The organism is Streptomyces sp. S186 (assembly GCF_051603415.1).
Lineage (GTDB): Bacteria > Actinomycetota > Actinomycetes > Streptomycetales > Streptomycetaceae > Streptomyces.
Genome location: NZ_CP193932.1, coordinates 1,717,215 through 1,736,152, shown reverse-complemented (window position 1 = coordinate 1,736,152; position 18,938 = coordinate 1,717,215). Strand labels below are relative to the sequence as shown.

The 18,938-nt window shown below is 70.8% G+C and carries 16 protein-coding genes and 2 pseudogenes; 7 read left to right on the top strand and 11 right to left on the bottom strand.

The window, feature by feature from the left end; all coding sequences use genetic code 11:
- From ACRAS8_RS07560 to ACRAS8_RS07550, 3 genes are all read right to left on the bottom strand, one after another.
- A complete protein-coding gene (locus tag ACRAS8_RS07560; protein WP_438485060.1) occupies positions 1 to 2,013 on the bottom strand; it encodes an AMP-binding protein in 2,013 nt (670 codons plus the stop codon).
- Between the two features lie 49 nt (positions 2,014 to 2,062).
- Positions 2,063 to 2,305 carry an MbtH family protein gene (locus tag ACRAS8_RS07555; RefSeq protein ID WP_438485059.1) on the bottom strand — a complete coding sequence of 81 codons (243 nt, stop codon included), beginning with the start codon at positions 2,303 to 2,305 and terminating at the stop codon, positions 2,063 to 2,065.
- A 456-nt stretch (positions 2,306 to 2,761) separates the two neighbouring features.
- Complete coding sequence (locus ACRAS8_RS07550) at positions 2,762 to 3,343, bottom strand: response regulator transcription factor (RefSeq protein WP_438485057.1); 582 nt, start codon at positions 3,341 to 3,343, stop codon at positions 2,762 to 2,764.
- A 192-nt stretch (positions 3,344 to 3,535) separates the two neighbouring features.
- On the opposite strand from ACRAS8_RS07550, the gene ACRAS8_RS07545 reads away from it, so the two are divergent.
- Positions 3,536 to 6,196, top strand: a complete 2,661-nt coding sequence (locus tag ACRAS8_RS07545; protein WP_438485055.1) for a penicillin acylase family protein — start codon at positions 3,536 to 3,538, stop codon at positions 6,194 to 6,196.
- A gap of 102 nt (positions 6,197 to 6,298) precedes the next feature.
- Positions 6,299 to 7,849 (top strand): MFS transporter, encoded by a 1,551-nt coding sequence (locus tag ACRAS8_RS07540; RefSeq protein ID WP_438485053.1) that lies wholly within the window; start codon positions 6,299 to 6,301, stop codon positions 7,847 to 7,849.
- A gap of 25 nt (positions 7,850 to 7,874) precedes the next feature.
- Here the strand turns inward: ACRAS8_RS07540 and ACRAS8_RS07535 are convergent.
- Positions 7,875 to 7,970: pseudogene (locus ACRAS8_RS07535) on the bottom strand (peptidyl-tRNA hydrolase); the annotation flags it as partial.
- Positions 7,971 to 8,002: 32 nt separating this feature from the next.
- On the opposite strand from ACRAS8_RS07535, the pseudogene ACRAS8_RS07530 reads away from it, so the two are divergent.
- The 3 genes and pseudogenes from ACRAS8_RS07530 to ACRAS8_RS07520 form a co-directional block, all read left to right on the top strand.
- Positions 8,003 to 8,167 (top strand): annotated as a pseudogene (locus ACRAS8_RS07530) (macro domain-containing protein); the annotation flags it as partial.
- 212 nt (positions 8,168 to 8,379) lie between these two features.
- On the top strand, positions 8,380 to 9,852 hold the full coding sequence (locus ACRAS8_RS07525; protein ID WP_438485051.1) for an AlkA N-terminal domain-containing protein: 1,473 nt from the start codon (positions 8,380 to 8,382) through the stop codon (positions 9,850 to 9,852).
- Between the two features lie 8 nt (positions 9,853 to 9,860).
- The gene (locus ACRAS8_RS07520) at positions 9,861 to 10,445 is read left to right on the top strand and encodes a methylated-DNA--[protein]-cysteine S-methyltransferase (RefSeq protein WP_438485049.1); all 585 of its coding nucleotides are present in this window, start codon (positions 9,861 to 9,863) and stop codon (positions 10,443 to 10,445) included.
- A 186-nt stretch (positions 10,446 to 10,631) separates the two neighbouring features.
- On the opposite strand, the gene ACRAS8_RS07515 is transcribed toward ACRAS8_RS07520, so the two are convergent.
- Positions 10,632 to 11,291 carry a TetR/AcrR family transcriptional regulator gene (locus ACRAS8_RS07515; protein ID WP_438485048.1) on the bottom strand — a complete coding sequence of 220 codons (660 nt, stop codon included), beginning with the start codon at positions 11,289 to 11,291 and terminating at the stop codon, positions 10,632 to 10,634.
- A 137-nt stretch (positions 11,292 to 11,428) separates the two neighbouring features.
- Here ACRAS8_RS07515 and ACRAS8_RS07510 point away from each other — a divergent pair, with 137 nt between their 5' ends.
- Positions 11,429 to 12,064, top strand: coding sequence for an NAD(P)-dependent oxidoreductase (locus ACRAS8_RS07510; RefSeq protein ID WP_438485046.1), 636 nt, complete (start codon positions 11,429 to 11,431; stop codon positions 12,062 to 12,064).
- 311 nt (positions 12,065 to 12,375) lie between these two features.
- On the opposite strand, the gene ACRAS8_RS07505 is transcribed toward ACRAS8_RS07510, so the two are convergent.
- Both ACRAS8_RS07505 and ACRAS8_RS07500 read right to left on the bottom strand, forming a co-directional pair.
- The gene (locus ACRAS8_RS07505; protein WP_438485045.1) at positions 12,376 to 13,191 is read right to left on the bottom strand and encodes a nucleotidyltransferase domain-containing protein; all 816 of its coding nucleotides are present in this window, start codon (positions 13,189 to 13,191) and stop codon (positions 12,376 to 12,378) included.
- A gap of 125 nt (positions 13,192 to 13,316) precedes the next feature.
- On the bottom strand, positions 13,317 to 13,814 hold the full coding sequence (locus ACRAS8_RS07500) for an NUDIX domain-containing protein (protein ID WP_438485043.1): 498 nt from the start codon (positions 13,812 to 13,814) through the stop codon (positions 13,317 to 13,319).
- 335 nt (positions 13,815 to 14,149) lie between these two features.
- Here ACRAS8_RS07500 and ACRAS8_RS07495 point away from each other — a divergent pair, with 335 nt between their 5' ends.
- Complete coding sequence (locus ACRAS8_RS07495) at positions 14,150 to 15,274, top strand: glycerate kinase (RefSeq protein WP_438490373.1); 1,125 nt, start codon at positions 14,150 to 14,152, stop codon at positions 15,272 to 15,274.
- A 181-nt stretch (positions 15,275 to 15,455) separates the two neighbouring features.
- On the opposite strand, the gene pssA is transcribed toward ACRAS8_RS07495, so the two are convergent.
- The 4 genes from pssA to ACRAS8_RS07475 all read right to left on the bottom strand — a co-directional run bounded on the left by pssA (position 15,456) and on the right by ACRAS8_RS07475 (position 18,855).
- Entirely contained in the window at positions 15,456 to 16,316 is an 861-nt protein-coding gene (pssA, locus tag ACRAS8_RS07490; RefSeq protein WP_018537480.1) for a CDP-diacylglycerol--serine O-phosphatidyltransferase, read from the bottom strand.
- Complete coding sequence (locus tag ACRAS8_RS07485) at positions 16,303 to 16,950, bottom strand: phosphatidylserine decarboxylase (RefSeq protein WP_026247163.1); 648 nt, start codon at positions 16,948 to 16,950, stop codon at positions 16,303 to 16,305. Before ACRAS8_RS07485 ends, pssA begins: the two co-directional genes overlap by 14 nt.
- Positions 16,951 to 17,120: 170 nt before the next feature.
- A complete protein-coding gene (locus ACRAS8_RS07480) occupies positions 17,121 to 18,326 on the bottom strand; it encodes an acyl-CoA dehydrogenase family protein (RefSeq protein WP_438485040.1) in 1,206 nt (401 codons plus the stop codon).
- A 4-nt stretch (positions 18,327 to 18,330) separates the two neighbouring features.
- Complete coding sequence (locus ACRAS8_RS07475) at positions 18,331 to 18,855, bottom strand: MaoC family dehydratase (RefSeq protein ID WP_438490372.1); 525 nt, start codon at positions 18,853 to 18,855, stop codon at positions 18,331 to 18,333.
- Positions 18,856 to 18,938: the final 83 nt, after the last annotated feature.

The window sequence follows — 18,938 nt, the reverse complement described above, 5'->3', positions numbered from 1 at the left end:
TCAGCCGAGCGCAACGTGGACCTCGTCGCCGGCCTCGCCGCCCCGCGCGCGGCGGCGGACGACTTCGGCGAACTCCTCGACGGTGTGCGCGTCGGCTACGTCGGACAGGCTGAGTTCGTAGCCGCTGGTGGCGTGCAGATGGGCGAGCAGCGCGGTGGCCTTGAGGGAGTCCCCGCCGAGTTCGAAGAACCGGTCGCGGATGCCGACCCGTGCCACCCCGAGGGCTCGGCTCCAGGCGTCGGCCACGGCCCGCTCGATCTCGTCCCGCGGCGCGGTGTACGGAGCGCGGGACCGCTCCTCGGGCTCGTACTCGCCCGCGAGATAGGCGGCCCGGACCGCGGACCGCATGAGCTTGCCGCTGGACGTGCGGCGGATGCCGCCGCGCGGTGCGAAGGCGATGTCGTGCACGGCCAGTTCGTGGTGTTCGCCGATGCGGTTCCGGATCGCCTGGGCGATCGTCCGGCGGTCCGCGGCACTGGTCTTGGCGGACGTCTCGACGGCCAGGACGAGTTCCTCGGCTCCGTCGGCCTCCACGGAGAAGGCGGCGCACCGGCCGATCCGCTGGGCGGCGCACGCCTCCTCGGCGGTGCGCTCCAGGTCGTGCGGGTAGTGGTTGCGCCCGCGGAGGATGATGAGGTCCTTCAGCCGGCCCGTGACGAACAGTTCGCCGGTGCGGAGGAACCCGAGGTCGCCGGTGCGGAGGAACGATCCCTCGCCGGTGTCGGCGACCGTGGCCCGGAAGACGGCCTCGGACTCCTCGTCGCGGTTCCAGTACCCCCGTGCGGCACTCGCGCCACTGACCCATACCTCGCCGACGACGCCGTCCGGGCAGCGCAGCCGGGTTCCGGGGTCGACAATGGCGATGCGCTGGTCGGGATCGGCGCTGGGACCGCAGCCGACGACTGCCCGGGTGGTCTTCCCGGGCGTCGTCTCGCGCACCCGGCCGTGCTCCAGCTCCGCCGCGTCCAGATGCACGAGGGAGGCGCCCTTGGGGGCCGTGGTCACCACGAGGGTGTTCTCCGCGAGACCGAAGGATGGGTGGAAGGCGTCACGGTCGAAGCCGGCGGGTGCGAAGGCCCGGGCGAACCGGTCCATGGTCGTGGCGCGGACGGGCTCGGCGCCGGAGATCGCCACCCGCCAGTGGGACAGGTCCAGTTGGGCCACCTCGTCCGGCGCGGCGGCGGCCGCCCGGGCACACATGTCGTAGGCGAAATCGGGGGCGGCGCTCACATACGCGCCGTACCTCGCCAACGCGCGCACCCAGCGCATCGGGTCGCGCAGGAACGCCAGCGGTGCGAGCAGCTGCGCCTGCCCGCCGCAGAAGAGGGCCATGAAGATCCCGCCGATGAGGCCCATGTCGTGGTACGGGGGCAGCCAGAAGACGCCGTGCATCCGGCCGGCCAGGCCGTACACGTCCCGCTCGGTGCGCAGGTTCGCCAGCAGGTTCGCGTGCGAGAGCATGACGCCCTTGGGGCGCCCCGTCGAACCCGAGGTGTACTGGAGCACGGCGAGGTCGTCGGGCCGTGTGGGCAACGGCCGCCACTCCGGGGCGAGTTCCACCCCGACGCTCGGGGTGGTGATCCACTCGACCGTGGCGAGTGCGCCGTCGAGTGCGTCCCCGAGGGCGAGCGCCGTGTCGTCGTCGACGAGCGCGCAGCGCGGCCGGCAGTCCTCCACGATGGCGCGGATGCGTTCCAGCCCGCGGCCGATCCGCGTCTTCTCCGGCGGGTACGCGGGCACCGCGACCGTCCCGGCCAGCATGCTGGCGTACACGCCGACGAGGTAGTCCAGCCCCGGCTGATTGAGGATCAACGTCCGCTCACCGGGCCCGGAGACGGCCTGGATGCGGGCCGCCAGGGCCCGGGCCCGCAGGTGGAGCTCCTCGTTCGTCAGGGCGTGTTCGTGCCACGCGTCCCCGTCCTGGAACTGGTCGAGGAAGGTGTACGTGATGCCTGTTGGATCGTCTTCCGCACGCTTGCTCAGCACAGTGTTCAGATCGTTTTCTTCGGCCACGACGTCCTCGACGCCCCTTCCCGGCGAGTAGAGAGTCACGTTGTCGCGCTCAGAGCTGTCCGGTGCCCGGCTGCCCCGGCAGGGCCGGGCCGTCGTCCATGGCCCTGCGCAGGCCGAGCGGCCTCATGTCCGTCCAGACCTCGTCGATATGCGCGAGGCAGGCATCCTTCGGGCCCGTGAAGCCGGTCGTCTCCCAGCCGGCGGGCAGCTCCCGGTCCGCCGGCCAGACGGAGTACTGCTCCTCGTGGTTGCGTACCACCGCAAAGGATTCCCGCACGGTTTCTGCTGTCACTTGTCCAACTCTCCTAGGCACTTGGCGGCGATTTATCCGGCGGCGACTCCGGGGCCGGCTGCGGACGCACCGGGATATGGCCCGGCGCCGCCGGGCCATATCCAATAATTCGTGGATCGAGCTGCAAAACGGTGAGACGGAACATGTCGTGGGCACGGCTCACCATTCAGCAAGGACGATGCACGGGAAATAGACGACTATGCGTTGGTCGAATTCCGCGAAACCGGTCAACCGTCTCCCTCGACGGCGCCGACCGCGCGAACTACGAGAACCCGGACCCGGTCGCACACCGCATGAGAACGTTGTGCCCGGACCGACGAACAGAATGTTACTCGCGCCATGATCCAGAGTCCTGTCACCAGAAGAGGTGACATCCGGAACGGCGAACACCAGGTAGTCTCGCGCCGGTCACCCTTATCACCGCCGCCACCACCGAAGCCATCGCCCTCGATCTCGCTACTCGGGGCAGGGCGCGACACGGAGCGCTGCCCGCGTGAGATCCGCCTTATTCCCCAGATTGAGCTTGGCCCGTACCCGCTTGATGTATGTGTTCACCGTGTTCGTGCTGATGCTGAGCCGGCGCGCTATTTGGGCATGGGTGAGGCCGTCGGCGATGAGCCGCAGCACCACGCGTTCGCGGGACGACAGGGAAGTCCCCCCGCGCTCCGAACTGTCCTGGGTTTCCCGGGACTTGCCCGCCACTGCCCCGCGTACCGTCTCGACGAAGCACTCCAGGGCACCGTTCTTGGACACGTGTGCCACCGCCCCGGCCCCGAAGCACCGCTCCACGTCCGCGGCGTCGCAGTCGCCGGAATACACCACCACGCGCACCGACCGGGAGAGTGCCGCGATGCTCGAAAGGCAGGGCCCGTCCGATCCCGGACAAGCCTCCATTAACACCACGTCAACACGTTTCAGATCCAATGATTCAGGTATTGCGCCAACGGCCGTGACGGATATCTCGCCGGCTGACTCCAGGGCTCTCTCCAGCCCCAGCAGCACTACCGGATGCCTGTCGACGAGTCCAACGCGAATCATGCTACCCCCACGCCGATCACGATGCAGTTAGGTGATACATACATACGTCTCGCGCTTAATAAACATGTACATCGCGTTTGGTTTGAGTAAAGTCGCGCAACCCGCCCCGGCGATGTTGCCGCTTAAACAATTGACATCGGGCGGGCGAAATGCGCAACGACAACCACTACCGACAGGGAAGGTGAGGCATACGTGGACGAGGCGCGAACCCCGCCGGAAAGGCCGGAAGCCGGCGCGCAGACGCCGGACCGGGAGACGGTGGAGCGGGTGTCCCCGCAGCAGACGAACCCGGAAAAAGGCAAACGGCGCCGGCGGCTGAAAATCGTCGCCGCAGTGCTGGCCTTTGCGCTCGTCATCAGCGGCGGCGCGGCCACGTGGTACGCCTACCACACCGTTCACGCCGCGTTCCCGCAGGTTTCCGGAACGCTTCGGCTGGACGGCCTGAACTCCCGGGTCGAGGTGAACCGCGATGAGCGGGGCATCCCCCAGGTCTACGCCGGCACGTCCCATGACCTTTTCTACGCACAGGGCTACGTCCAGGCGCAGGACCGCTTCTGGCAGATGGACGTCTATCGGCACACGACCGCCGGCAGCCTGTCCGAGATGTTCGGGCCGGGCCAGATCGGCACGGACACCTTCATACGCACTCTGGGCTGGCGCCGCGCCGCCCAGCGCAATTACGACACGCTCTCCCCGGCCACCAAGCGCTATCTCGCCGCCTACACCGCCGGCGTCAACGCCTATCTGTCCGGACGTTCGGGCGCGGCACTGGGCGTGGAGTACGAACTGCTGTCCTTCCAGGTCTCGTACCGGCCCCGGCGCTGGACCCCGCTGGATTCGGTGGCCTGGCTGATGGCGCTCGCCTGGGACCTCCGCAACAACGTGCAGCAGGAGATCGACCGTTCGCTGGCCGCCGGAAAGCTGACCCCGCGCCAGGTCGAGGAGCTCCATCCGCCGGACCGGCTTGACGCCCATCCGCCCATCGTGTCCCGGGAGGCGGCCGCGAGCGCCGGCGCCGCGGAGCGGAAACCGGCCTCGGCGCCCGCTCTCCCGGCGGGCGTCCGCACCCAGCTCACGCACGTCACGCGGCTCATCCGCTCGATGCCGGCGGCGACGCTCCCGGTGAACGACGGCGCCGGATCCAACTCCTGGGTGGTGTCCGGGCGGTACACCACAACCGGCAAGCCACTCCTGGCCAACGACCCGCATCTGGGACCCGAACTCCCCTCCATCTGGTACCAGATGGGCCTGCACTGCACCAGGACCGGTCCCAACTGCCCCTTTGACGTGACCGGTTTCACCATTCCCGGCATGCCGGGTGTGCTCATCGGCCACAACGACCGCGTCGCCTGGGGATTCACCAACGGCGCGGAAGACGTGGCAGACCTCTACCTGGAGAAGGTGCGGGGCAACTCCTACCTGTACCAGGGCCGGTGGTACCCGCTCGAAGAACGCAAGGAGACCCTCACCGTCGCAGGGCGGAAACCGGTGACCGTCACTGTGCGTGCCACCCGGCACGGCCCCCTGGTCTCCGACGCCGACGGCGCCCTGAGGAAGGTGGGCGCCGGCGCGCCCGTGCCGGCCGCGGAACGCGCTGCCCCGCCTGGCGGGGGCAGCGGCTACGCCGTGGCCCTGCGCTGGACGGCACTGAACCCCAATCGCACCATGGACTCGCTGTTCGAGCTGGACACGGCACGGAACTGGACCGAATTCCGGTCGGCCGCCGCCGACTTCAGCGTCCCGTCGCAGAACATGGTGTACGCCGACGTCGACGGGAACATCGGCTATCAGGCACCGGGTCAGGTCCCGATCCGGAAGAAGGGCGACGGCGCCTGGCCGGTGCCGGGCTGGACCGGCGCGTACGAATGGACGGGCTACATCCCCTTCGGCGAACTCCCGCACGCCTACAACCCGCCCGCCGGATACATCGCCACGGCCAACAACACCATCACCGGCCCGCCGTACCCGTACCTCCTCTCCAAGGACCCCGACTACGGCTACCGCAGCACGGAGATCCTCCGGCAGCTCCAGCAGGCCACGAAGAACGGCAGGAAGATCTCGCCGGCCGGCATGAGCCGGATCCAGAACGACCAGTACAGCCCGCTCGCCGCGTCCCTGGTCCCCTACCTGACGAAACTGAAGGTCAACGACCGCACGGCCAAGGCCCAGGACCTGCTCAGGGGGTGGGACTTCACCCAGCCGGCCTCCTCGGCACCCGCGGCGTACTTCAACCAGGTCTGGGCCCTCGTGCTGCGCCACGCGTTCGCCGGCAAACTGCCGAAGGACGTCCGCGTCGACGGCGGGTCCCGCTGGTTCGCCGTGATCCAGAAACTCCTCCCGGACGCCGACAGCGCCTGGTGGGACGACCCCGACACCCCGCGGCGCGAGAACCGCGACCAGTTGCTGACCAGCGCCATGGAGGAAGCCGCCGCGCAGTTGGGCCGCGCATACGGCACCAACCCGAAGGCATGGCGCTGGGGCACCCTGCACACCCTCACCCCGACCAACCAGACCCTGGGCACCGCGGGCCCCGGCATCGTGAAGTGGCTCCTGAACGGCGATCCGCTGCCCGTCGGCGGCGGCACGGCCATCGTCGACGCGACCGGCTACAACGCCGAGAAGGGGTTCGCGGTGACGATGGTGCCGTCGATGCGGATGGTCGTGGACGTCTCCGCGTTCGACCGCTCGACCTGGATCAACCTCACCGGTGCCTCGGGGCACGCCTTCCACCCGAACTATCTCGACCAGGCGCCGCTGTGGCAACAGGGCCGCACCCTGCCCTGGCCGTACTCCCGCACCGCGGTCCGCGCCGCCACCAAGCACACCCTCGTCCTGCTGCCGCGCACGACGTAGTACGCAACGCCGTGCTCCGACGTGCGCCGGCCATGCCCGCAGCCGCCGGCAGCCGGCCGTTCCCCGGCCGTCTGCCCCACGAGAGCCAGAGGTGGGTGCCCTGTGCCCGACACCATCCCTTCCGCCCCCGCGTCCGCGCCGGAGACCCCCGACGGCCGACGCTGGACCGCGCTCGTCTTCATCGCTCTCACCCAGCTCATGACCGTGCTCGACTCGACCATCGTGAACATCGCACTGCCCGCCGCTCAGCACGACTTGGGCATCTCCGACGCCGACAAACAGTGGGCCATCACCGCCTACGCCCTCGCCTTCGGCGGTCTCCTCCTGCTGGGCGGCCGCATCGCCGACCTGTGGGGCCGCAAGCGGGCCCTGGTGACGGGCCTCGTCGGCTTCGCCCTGGCCTCCGCCCTGGGCGGTGCCGCGCCGGGCGAAGCGACGATGTTCGGTGCCCGCGCCCTCCAAGGCGTCTTCGCCGCGCTGCTCGCCCCAGCCACCCTGTCCCTGCTCGCCGTGATGTTCACCGACGCCAAGGAACGCACCAGGGCCTTCGGCATCTACGGCGCGATCACCGGAGTCGGTGGCGCGCTCGGCCTGATCCTCGGCGGCTTTCTCACCGAGTACCTGAGCTGGCGCTGGACCTTCTTCGTGAACATCCCGTTCGCCGTGGTCGCGGCGACGGGTGCGCTCTTCGTCATCCGTGAGCCCGCCGGCGGCCGCCACCGCGCACCACTCGACATACCGGGCGTCATGCTCGCCACCACCGGCCTGGTGGCGCTGGTGTACGGCTTCACGCGTGCCGGGTCCGCCGGCGGGCCGGACACCCTGACGGTGTACGTGTTCGTCGCCTCAGCCGTGCTGCTCCTCGCCTTCGTGCTCACCGAGGCGAAGGTACGCTTCCCACTGCTCCCCTTACGCGTCCTGACGGAGCGCAACCGCGCCGGTGCCTACCTCGTGCTCGGACTCGCCGCCGTCCCGATGTTCGGTCTCTTCCTGTTCCTGACGTACTACCTCCAGCTCGTGCAGGGCTACTCTCCCGTCCGCACGGGCTTCGCGTTCCTGCCGGTGATCGCCGGCATGATCATCGGCTCCACGCAGCTCAGCCCCCGCCTGACGACCCGCTTCCCGCCCCGCCTCGTCATGGCGCCGGCACTACTGCTCGCCGCGGTCAGCATGCTGCTCCTGACCCGGCTGGAGGTGGACTCGGCGTACGCGGATCTGCTCCTGCCCACGCAACTGACGTTCGGCGTCGGCATAGGCACGGCCCTCACGCCCGCCATGTCGCTCGCCACGCACGGCATCGAGCCGCACGACGCCGGGGTCGCCTCCGCCATGGTGAACGCCTCGCAGCGGGTCGGCGGCGCCGTCGGCACCGCCCTGCTGAACACCGTTGCGGCCTCCGCCACGACGGCCTACCTCTCTGCACACCCGGCAGACGTGACCACTCCGGCCGCACACCAACTGCTCCGGGCCCAGGCCCTGGTCAACGGCTGCACCCAGGCCAGCTGGTGGGCGACCGGCATCCTCGTCCTGGCCACCCTGACGTCCACCGTGCTCGTCAACACCGGTGTCCCACACGGCAGTCCGTCCCCCTCACCCGGCAACGCGACCAGCACTGCGGACACCGAAGGCGCGGCCCAAACGCCCCAGCGATGAGATTCCCGAACGGCGGGGACCGGGATCAGCGGGCCGACGGCAGCGAGCAGCGGCGCAGCGCCGGGTGGTCGGCGACGACCGCCGCCGAACCCGGGGCGATCTCGGTGAGCCAGGCGTCCCGCTGGGCGCGGCGCTTCGACAGCTGGGTAAAACGTCCACACCGTCGGCCCCGTTCACTCGGCCTCCGAGGACCGCACCGAACTCCTGGCCTCCTGCTACCGCGAGTCTCTGCGCACTGCCGAGGAACTGGGCGCCCGCGCCGTCGCCTTTCCCGCCATCTCCACCGGCGTCTACCGCTGGCCGATCGCCGACGCCGCCTACGAGACCGCCCTCGCCGAGTGACGGCCGCGCCGCACGCCCACCCCTGTGCCGCACGCCCACCCCTGTCCAGAGCAACGGGCAGACGAAGGCGGATCGGCGTCGGGACTGACGAACCGAGGCGGTGGGAGGCAGTATCCGGGCTGACGAGCCGAGGTTGATGTCGGATTTCCGCCAGCCTGTGCCTCGTCGGCTGAGGAATCCTGGAGGACATGCACACCGACACCGAGCGCTGTCTGCGCGCCGTGCAGTCCAAGGACGCCCGCTTCGACGGATGGTTCTACACCGCCGTCGTCACCACCGGCATCTACTGCCGGCCCAGCTGCCCGGTGGTGCCCCCCAAACCCGAGAACATGCGCTTCTACCCCAGCGCGGCCGCCGCCCAACAGGCCGGCTTCCGGGCCTGCAAACGCTGCCGCCCGGACGCCAGCCCCGGCTCCCCGCAATGGGACGAGCGCGCCGACCTGGTCGCCCGCGCCATGCGGCTGATCGCCGACGGCATCGTCGACCGCGAAGGCGTCCCCGGCCTCGCCGCCCGCCTCGGCTACAGCCCCCGCCAGATCGAACGCCAACTCCGCGCCGAACTCGGCGCCGGCCCGCTCGCCCTGGCCCGCGCCCAACGCGCCCAGACCGCCTGGCTCCTGATCGAGACCACCACCCTCCCGATGGCCGAGATCGCCTTCGCCGCCGGATTCGCCAGCATCCGCTCCTTCAACGAGACCGTCCGCGAGGTCTTCGCCCTCGCGCCCACCGAACTCCGCGGCCGCGCCCGCCCCGGCCCCCGCGCCACCACCCCCGGCACCCTCACCCTGCGACTCCCCTTCCGGCAGCCGCTCAACCCCGACAACCTCTTCGGACACCTCGCCGCCACCGCCGTCCCCGGCGTCGAGGAATGGCGCGACGGCGCCTACCGCCGCACCCTCGACCTCCCCTACGGACACGGCATCGTCGCCCTCACCCCCCACCCCGACCACATCGACTGCCGACTCTCCCTCACCGACCTCCGTGACCTCGCCGGCGCCATCGCCCGCTGCCGCCGGATGCTCGACCTCGACGCCGACCCGGAGGCCGTCGACAGCCTGCTCCGGAAGGACCCGCAGCTCGCGCCGCTGGTCGACAAGGCCCCCGGCCGCCGGGTGCCGCGCACCGCCGCCGCCGACGAGTTCGCGATCCGCGCCGTCCTCGGCCAGCAGGTCTCCACCGCCGCCGCCCGCACCCACGCCGGCCGCCTGGTCCTCGCCCACGGCGAACCGGTCGACGACCCCTGCGGCGGCCTCACCCACCTCTTTCCGACCCCCGCCGCCCTCGCCGCCCTCGACCCGGACACCCTCGCCATGCCCCGCACCCGACGCGCCACCCTCACCGGCGTCGTCGCGGCCCTCACCGACGGCACCCTCCAACTCGGCGTCGGCAGCGACCGGGACGAGGCCCGCGCCCGCCTCGCCGCGCTCCCCGGCATCGGCCCCTGGACCGTCGAATGCATCGCCATGCGCGCCCTCGGCGACCCCGACGCCTTCACCCCCACCGACCTCGGCCTGCGCCGCGCCGCCGCCGGCCTCGGCCTGCCCGCCACCCCCGCGGCCCTCATCCGTCACTCCGCTCGCTGGCGCCCCTGGCGCGCCTACGCCGTCCAGTACCTCTGGGCAACCGACGACCACCCCATCAACCGACTCCCCACGAATTGAGCCCCACCATGCCCACACCCACCACCGCCACCCCCGCGGCCACCACCGGTACCAAAGCCACCACAGGCCCCTCCGGGCCGGTGACCCACACCGTCCTCGCCGACACACCCGTCGGCCCGCTCACCCTCGTCGCCCACGGCGAAGCCCTCAGCGGCCTCTACATGACCGACCAGCGCCACCGCCCGCCCCAGGAGACCTTCGGCACCCCCGCCGACACCGACGAACCGCCCTTCGCCGTGGCCATCGCCCAGCTCCGCGCCTACTTCCGGGGCGAACTGACCACCTTCGACCTGCCGTTCGCGCTGCACGGCACCCCCTTCCAGCGCCGCGTCTGGGCCGCCCTGCGCACCATCCCCTACGGCGAGACGATCTCGTACGGGCAGCTCGCCGCCCGCCTCGGCGCCCCGAACGCGTCCCGCGCCGTCGGTCTGGCCAACGGCCGCAACCCGATCGGCATCATCGTCCCCTGCCACCGCGTCGTCGGCGCCAACGGCAGCCTCACCGGCTACGGCGGCGGCCTCGACCGCAAGCGCCGCCTGCTCACCTTCGAACGCGCCGCCGACGGGCTCTTCCCACCGGACGACTGCGCCTGAGCGGTGTCCGGGGCGCGTCGGAGTGATCGGGGGGGCGGCCCCGAGCAGGCATGGCCGACGACTGACGGACCGCCCACCCGGCGACAGGCGCGTCCGCCCGGGGACAGGGGCACGCGCCCGGACGGGGCCCGCCCGGCCCGCCCCTGGTTGACCCGCCCCCGACCTGGTTGACCCGCCTCCGACCCGTTACGCGTCGCCCGACGGCGCGAGCCCGCCCAGCAGCGCCCGTACCGTCTCCGCCGCGAACTCCTCCTCGCCCTCGGGCCGCAGCGCTCCCGCCGGCGCCTCCCCGTCGAAGAACAGGTCGAGAAAGGCCCGGTGGAAACAGGCGCCGATCAGCAGATTGGCCGCCGCATACGGATCGGCTGCGGCCGAGACCCGCCCCAGCTTCTGTTCCGCCGCCAGATACGCCGCCAGCTGTCCGCTCGCATTGTGCGGCCCCATGGCGCCCAGCTCGTCCAGCCTGCGCCGATGCGTCGCCAGCAACTCCGGACTGGCGAACAGCGACGCCGCGATCGGGAACGACCTCCGGTAGAACCGCAACGCGGCCAGCACCACCTCCTCGAGGTGCCCGGCCGGACCGCGTTTGTCGCCCACCCGCTCCGGCAGCTCGGCCAACGCGTCGGAGAACTGCGGCACCCGCTCGTGCAGCACCCGCACGAAGATCTCCTCCTTGTTGCGGAAGTGCTTGTAGAGCGTCGCCTCGGAGCACCCCGCCTCCTTGGCGATCTGCTTGGTCGTGGTGTGGGTCAGGCCCACGCTCGTCATCAGCGCGGCGGCGGCGTCCAGGATGCGGGAGCGCGTCAACGCCCCTCCGGACAGCGGGGCATGGGCTTCAGGACTCATGGGGACGACTCTACATTGACAGGTGAGTGAACACTCACCCACACTGGTGGGTAAGTGCTCACTCACCCATCCTCGCCCGCTTCCCTCTCTTCCCTCTCCCTTCTCCGCTCGGGCCGGGAAAGACCACCGGAGGACCCATGAAGATCACCGTCGTCGGAGCCTCGGGAGGCATCGGCCGACACCTCGTCCGGCAGGCACTGGCCGACGGGCACGACGTGACCGCCGCACTGCGCAGCCCCGGGAAACTGACCGACCGCCACCCGCGCCTCACGATCGTCCGCGCCGACCCCCTCGACGCCGCCTCCGTCGAACCCGCCGTCGAGGGCGCCGACGCGGTCCTCTCCGGCATCGGCCAGGCAGGCCGCCATGATCCACTGCGTCCCGCCTCGACCTCGGCCCGCGCGGTGACCGAGGCCATGGCGACAGCCGGCGTGCGCCGCCTTCTCGTTGTCAGCGCCGGCCCGCTCAACCACACCGGCGCCGGCCAGCCGTTCCTCACCCACCGGGTCTTCGGTCCGCTGCTCTGGGCCATCCTCAAGGAGCTCTACACCGACCTGGAACGCATGGAGGCCGTCCTTCGCGAGACCGACCTCGACTGGACCTCCGTCCGCCCGCCCCGTCTGCTCGACAAGCCGGGCACCGGCCGCTACCGCCACGCTGTCGAAGCCGGCCCGTCCGGCAGCTCCATCCCCCGCGCCGACGTCGCCCGCGCCATGCTCGACCTCATCCCCGACCCCACCACCTACCACCACACAGTCGGCGTCAGCAGCTGAACCCCATGGCCCGCCCACCAGCCAAGTAGGGCTGGCCGCCCTGCCCAGCAAGCGGCGCCAGCTCGCCCCACCCAGTAACCAGGGCTGGTCCGCCCCATCTGACAACCGGCCCCGGCCCGCCCCACCCGCGACCGGGGCCAGCCCGACTCACCCGGCACCGCGCGCCGCCGGGGGCTCCCCCCCGCCCCCCCCGCCCCCCACCACCCCCGCCCTGCCCCTACGTCACATCACAGCTCGCCCCCACCCCCCCACCCCCCCACCCCCTCACCCCTCACCCCTCACCCCTCACCCCTCCACGCCCCACTCTCCCGTCACTCCTCTGTCGTGACCGCCTCCCTCACCTCCGCAACCAGGTTTTCCGCCTGGGTGAGGGTGTGGTGCAACTCGGCCTGAGTGCGGCCCAGTTCGCCGAGGAGTGCGGTGGCGCGGGCGGTGAAGTCCGGTGGGGTGTGGGGGAGGGTGGCGACCGTCGCCAGGGCGCCCTTTTCGTTGAGGCACCAGATGCGGTGGTGGGCGTGCAGGGCCTGGACGAGGGCGCCGACCGCACGGGACAGGCACAGCGAGGCGTGCAGGACGTCCGCGGTCGCCGATGACTTGGCCGCCATCGCCACCGAGAAGCCCGCGTCCCAGACGGCGGCACCGGTCAGTGCCTTGCGCAGCGGCTCGGGATACGTCCCGGTCTCCTCCTTGAGGCGGCCCAACTCCCCTGAGCCGTCGGCCAGTATTCGGCCGAGGGCCACCTCGCCCGGATAGGCGGGGGACCAGAAGCCGAGGGGGTGGCCGGCCTGCATGCCGGTCTCGAAGCGGCCGGTGCGGCAGTCCTCCCACACTCGCCGCACCCGGTCCAGGTCCCGGAAGATCCAGTCCAGATGGCTGCCGTCGGGCAGGACCAGCCACGCCCCGCCGTTCACCCATGGCCCCCAGGCACCTGGCGGGTGTATCTCGACGGGGCCGCCGGTCACGTCCGCTGCCAGTGCCTGCAGCGCGGGCAGATCCAGTGAGCCCCGGTAGTAGACGCCCAGGTCCCAGTCGGAATCCGGGCGGTTGGTTCCTCGTGCGCGGCTGCCCCCGAGCATGACCCCGACGACTCCCGGCACCCGCGCGATGCGTGCCGCGATCTCTTTCATGAGAACGAGGCTAGGGGGCGGGCGGGGAGAAGAAATCAACCCACGGTTCTCAAACCCAGGTATGACAGGTAGAAGGCGCCCGGCGTTCAGCCCCGCCCGCCCCCTCGTCCCTCACGCCTCATCCCTCAGTCCGGCCGTAGTCCATCCTCCAGTTCCACCGGGCCGTGGCCGTTCTCCAGGGCGTCCAGGGCGCCGCGGATGCGCAGGCGCAGGTCCTTGGCCAGCAGGGTTTCGGCCTCGTCCCAGTGGACCAGGCGCCAGGAGAGGAGTTCCTCCTCCTGCAGGCGGACGGCGGCGAGCTGCGTCGCGTCCAGTACTCCGCCGTCGAAGAGGTACGAAACCAGTGGGGGATGGGCCTCCCCGCGAACCCAGTCGACGGCGAGCAGCCGGCCCGGTGCCACGTCCAGGCCGATCTCCTCCAGGGTCTCCCGGCGGGCGGCCTCGCGCGGGGATTCCCCGGCGTCGGACTCGATGGTGCCGCCGGGCAGCACCCAGGTGTCCCGGTAGTTGGGTTCCACGAGCAGCAGGCGGCCCTCCGCGTCGCGGAAGATGACCCCCGCGCCGGCGAGCACCCGGGGCAGTCCGGCGAGGTAGGTGGCGTAGTCGTCGTCCATGGTCGTCACGGGCGTGAGCCTAGGCGGTGGCCGGCGGCGCGGAGAAGCACGGGCCAGAGGCTGACGGGAGGCTGACGGGGAGATGACGGGAGTGAGGGCACGGCAGGGGAGGGCCCGGCAGCAGGGGAGGGCCCGCGAGGTCAGGTGAGGACGGGGCGGGTGATCTCCGTCCAGTCCGTCCGCTCCATCCGCCCCGTCCGCCCCATCCGGTCCACCCGCTCCGTCCGCTCCGTCCGCTCTGTTCGGCGGGGGCGTCGGGCGGATATGGTCTCAGCGGCGCGACTGCCAGTTCGAAAGCAAGGGGAAACACGGTGGCGGACGCAGCAAGGACGAACACAGCACATGTGCTGATCGCCGCGGACAAGTTCAAGGGCTCGCTCACGGCCGTCGAGGTCGCCGAGCACGTCACGGCCGGTCTGCGGCGCGTGGTCCCCGGTCTGGACGTGGCGGCGGTCCCGGTCGCGGACGGTGGTGACGGGACGACCGCGGCGGCCCTCGCGGCCGGTTTCACCCGGCACGAGGCACGGGTCACCGGGCCCACCGGCGATCCGGTGACGGCCACCTTCGCGCTGCGCGAGGACGGCACGGCGGTGGTGGAGATGGCCGAGGCGTCCGGCCTCCAGCACCTCCCGCGGGGCGTCTTCGCACCCCTGACGGCCACCACCTACGGCACCGGTGAGCTGCTGCTCGCGGCGCTGGACGCGGGGGCGACGTCGATCGTCTTCGGGGTCGGCGGCAGCGCCACCACCGACGGCGGCGCGGGCATGCTGGCGGCGCTGGGCGCCCGCTTCCTGGACGCCGACGGGGCGCCGGTCGGGCCGGGCGGCGGCGGGCTGCGGGAGCTGGCCACGGCCGACCTGTCGGGGCTCGACCCGCGGCTGGCCCGTACGGACATCGTGCTCGCCAGCGATGTCGACAATCCGCTGACCGGCCCCAAGGGCGCGCCGGCCGTCTACGGGCCCCAGAAGGGCGCGAGCGAGGAGGACGTGGCCGTCCTGGACGCCGCGCTGGCGCACTTCGCCGAGGTGCTGGAGCGCGCCGTCGGCCCGAAGGCGGCTGAGCACGCGCTGGCCCCGGGGGCCGGGGCGGCGGGCGGTATCGGCTACGGCGCGCTGGTCGGGCTGGACGCCGCGTTCCGGCCGGGGATCGACGTGATGCTGGATGTGCTGGGGTTCGCGCCGGCGCTGGCCCGGGCCACGTTCGTGATCACCGGTGAGGGGTCGCTCGACGCGCAGACCCTGCACGGCAAGGCGCCGGCCGGGGTCGCGGCGGCGGCGCGGGCGGCGGGCATCGAGGTGGCCGCGGTCTGTGGGCGGCTGCTGCTGCCCGAGGAGGCGCTCGCGGCGGCGGGCATCCGCCGTGCGTACGCCCTGACGGACCTGGAGCCCGACCCGGTCCGCTGCATGGCCGAGGCGGGTCCGCTGCTGGAGCGGGCGGCGGAGAGCCTGGCGCGGGACTTCCTGGTCTGAGGGTCCTCTGAGGGCCGGTCTCCGAGGACCGGGGGCCGAGGCGTCCTGGCGGAAATGCCCGAGGGGCGCGCCGGGCGCCCGCCCCACACACGAAAAGGTCCGGAGACACACGAAGAGGCCCCGAGCGGAGTGTTCCGCTCGGGGCCTCTCTGCGTTCTCCGGGGGCCGCCGCCCGGGCCCGTCAGGGCTGGTGCGCGGCGCGCGACTCGGCGCGCGACTCGCGGCGGTTGTCGCGGAAGGTGTTGACCCTCCGGGCCGTCGCGAAGACCGGGATCATGGCGCCCAGCACGATCTGCAGGGAGCAGCCGGTCTGGAGCAGCAGCTGACCGCCGGGGGCGTCCAGCGCCCAGGCGGCGAGCATGCCCATGCTGAGCACGATCCAGCTGAGCATCGCCACCGCGAGCCGGCCCCGCGGCTTGGGGTACTCGACCCGGCTCACCATCAGCCAGGCCACCCCGATGATCGCCAGCAGCGTCGGCAGGAACGGCAGCTCCAGCAGGACGATGGCGACGACGGTCAGGGCGCCGAAGGGGCTCGGCATGCCCTGGAAGATGCCGTCGCGCAGCGTGACGCAGGAGAAGCGGGCAAGCCGCAGCACCACCGCCAGCAGCACCACCACCGCCGCCACCACCGACACCCGCTGGTGCGCGTCCTGGGCGACCATGCCCCAGGTCACGACGAAGTACGCGGGTGCCAGGCCGAAGCTGATCAGGTCGGAGAGGTTGTCGAGCTCGGCCCCCATCGCCGAGGCCCGCAGCTTGCGCGCCACCAGCCCGTCGAAGAGGTCGAAGACCGACGCCAGCAGCATCAGGATCACGGCCATCGCGGCGCTGTGCCGCGCCATTCCGCCGTCCTCGGTCCCCGTCAGGTGGGGGATGAGGACGCCGGTGGTGGTGAAGTACACGGCCATGAAGCCGCAGATGGCGTTGCCGAGCGTGAGGGTGTCCGCTATTGACAGCCGCGTGGACAGCGGCATGTCATCGTCGTCCTCGTCGGTTTCGGGCGCCCAGCCCGCCTGGGTCTCGGGATCAATCACGGTCAAGGCGAGTCACCCCCGCGGTTGTGGCCTGGCCGACCTCGACGGCCGGCTCGACGCCCTCCGGGAGATAGACATCCACCCGCGAGCCGAAGCGGATCAGGCCGATGCGCTCACCCTGCTCGACCTTGGTCCCCTGGGGCACGTAGGGGACGATGCGGCGGGCGACCGCGCCGGCGATCTGCACCATCTCGATGTCGCCCAGCTCGGTGTCGAAGTGCCAGACGACCCGCTCGTTGTTCTCGCTCTCCTTGTTGAACGCCGGAACGAAGCCGCCGGGGATGTGCTCCACGGACGTCACGGTGCCGGCCAGCGGCGCGCGGTTGACGTGGACGTTCAACGGGCTCATGAAGATCGCGACGCGGGTGCGGCCGTCCTTCCACGGCATGATGCTCTGCACCACGCCGTCGGCCGGAGAGATGACGCGGCCCTGAGCGATCTCTCGCTCGGGGTCGCGGAAGAACCACAGCATGCCCGCCGCGAGTGCGGTGGTGGGCACGGCAACGGCGGCCCAGCGTCCCGACCGGCGGGCGCGGGCCACGCTGAGCGCCGCCGTTGCCACGGTCGGGAGGAGCCACGGCGACGCTCCGCGCGCGAGGCGGACGCGACCGCGTTGTGCAGAGGATTGGCTGTGGGGCATGGATGACCTTCGTAGCGGAGGATGCCGCGTATGGATACGGGGGACGGCGGCTTTCCTGGGATGCTATCGGTTGCGAGCGGCAACTGGCCAAGAGCCAGAGCCAATCCGTGGCCGAAGAACGATGACAGGGTGTGATCTTTATCTACCGGAAAACGCCCCAAAAGGGATGTTCAGCCCTGGATGCGGTACTCCTCAAGTAGCCGGCGACCGATGATCATTTTCTGGATCTCGGCCGTGCCCTCGCCGATCAGGAGCATCGGGGCCTCCCGGTAGAGGCGCTCGATCTCGTACTCCTTGGAGAAGCCGTAGCCGCCATGGATGCGGAAGGAGTCCTCGACCACCTCCTTGCAGTATTCGGAGGCCAGGTACTTTGCCATGCCCGCTTCAAGGTCGTTTCGTTGTCCGGAGTCCTTTTTGCGTGCGGCATTAACCATCATGGCATGCGCCGCCTCCACCTTTGTCGCCATTTCCGCGAGTTTGAACTGGATCGCCTGGTGCTGGGCGATCGGCTTGCCGAAGGTGTGCCGCTGCTGCGCGTAGGCCACGCCCAGCTCGAAGGCCCGCTGGGCCACCCCGCAGCCGCGCGCGGCCACATTGACCCGGCCCACCTCGACGCCGTCCATCATGTGATAGAAGCCACGCCCCGTCTCGCCGCCGAGGACCCGGTCCGCCGGAATGCGCAGACCGTCCATGATCAGCTCGGTGGTGTCGACGCCCTTGTAGCCCATCTTCTCGATCTTGCCCGGAATGGTCAGGCCCGGCCGGACCTCGCCGAAGCCCGCCTCCTTCTCCACCAGGAAGGTCGTCATCGACTTGTGCGGGGCGGTGCCCTCCGGGTGGCCCTCGTCCGTGCGACACAGCACCGCCACGAGGGTGGACGAGCCGCCGTTGGTCAGCCACATCTTCTGGCCGTTCAGGACGTACTCGTCGCCGTCCCGCACACCCTTGGAGGAAATGGCCGACACATCGGATCCCAGCGCCGGCTCCGACATCGAGAAGGCGCCCCGGATCTCACCGGCCGCCATCTTCGGAAGGAAGTAGTCCTTCTGTTCCTGGGTGCCGTGCTGCTTGAGCATGTACGCCACGATGAAGTGGGTGTTGATGATGCCGGAGACGCTCATCCAGCCGCGGGCGATCTCCTCGACCGTCAGCGCATAGGTGAGCAGCGACTCGCCCAGCCCGCCGTACTCCTCGGGAATCATCAGCCCGAACACGCCGAGTTCCTTCAGGCCCTCGACGATCTGCGTCGGGTATTCGTCGCGGTGCTCCAGCTCCGTGGCGACAGGGATGATCTCCTTGTCCACGAAATCCCGGACGGTGGAGAGGATTTCCCGCTGGATGTCGGTCAGGCCCTCGGTCCGTGCAAGACGCGCCATGGGGTCACTTCTCCTTCCGGGCCGCGGGGGCCTTGAGTTCGGGGCGGCCGGGCTGCTCGCCGCCGCGCTCCTTGATGTAGGTGGCCGTGGGGACCATCACCTTGCGCCGGAAGACGCAGACCAGGGTGCCGTCCTGCTTGTAGCCCTTGGTCTCGACGTACACGATGCCCCGGTCCGACTTGGACTTCGACGGCGTCTTGTCGAGCACCGTCGTCTCGCCGTAGATCGTGTCGCCGTGGAACGTCGGCGCCACGTGCTTCAGCGACTCGATCTCCAGATTGGCGATGGCCTTTCCGGAGACGTCCGGCACCGACATGCCCAGCAGCAGCGAGTAGATGTAATTGCCGACGACCACGTTCTTTCCGAAGTCGGTGGTCTGCTCCGCGTAGTTGCTGTCCATGTGCAGCGGATGGTGGTTCATGGTCAGCAGACAGAAGAGGTGGTCGTCGTATTCGGTCACTGTCTTTCCCGGCCAGTGCTTGTAGACGTCGCCGACGGTGAACTCTTCGTAGGTACGGCCGAACTGCATTGCGCTCATGCCTCCGGGGCTTCGGATGTGGACGTGCGGGCGAGGGCCTGGAGGGCGTGGGCGTGGGTACCGGCCGCCGCGCG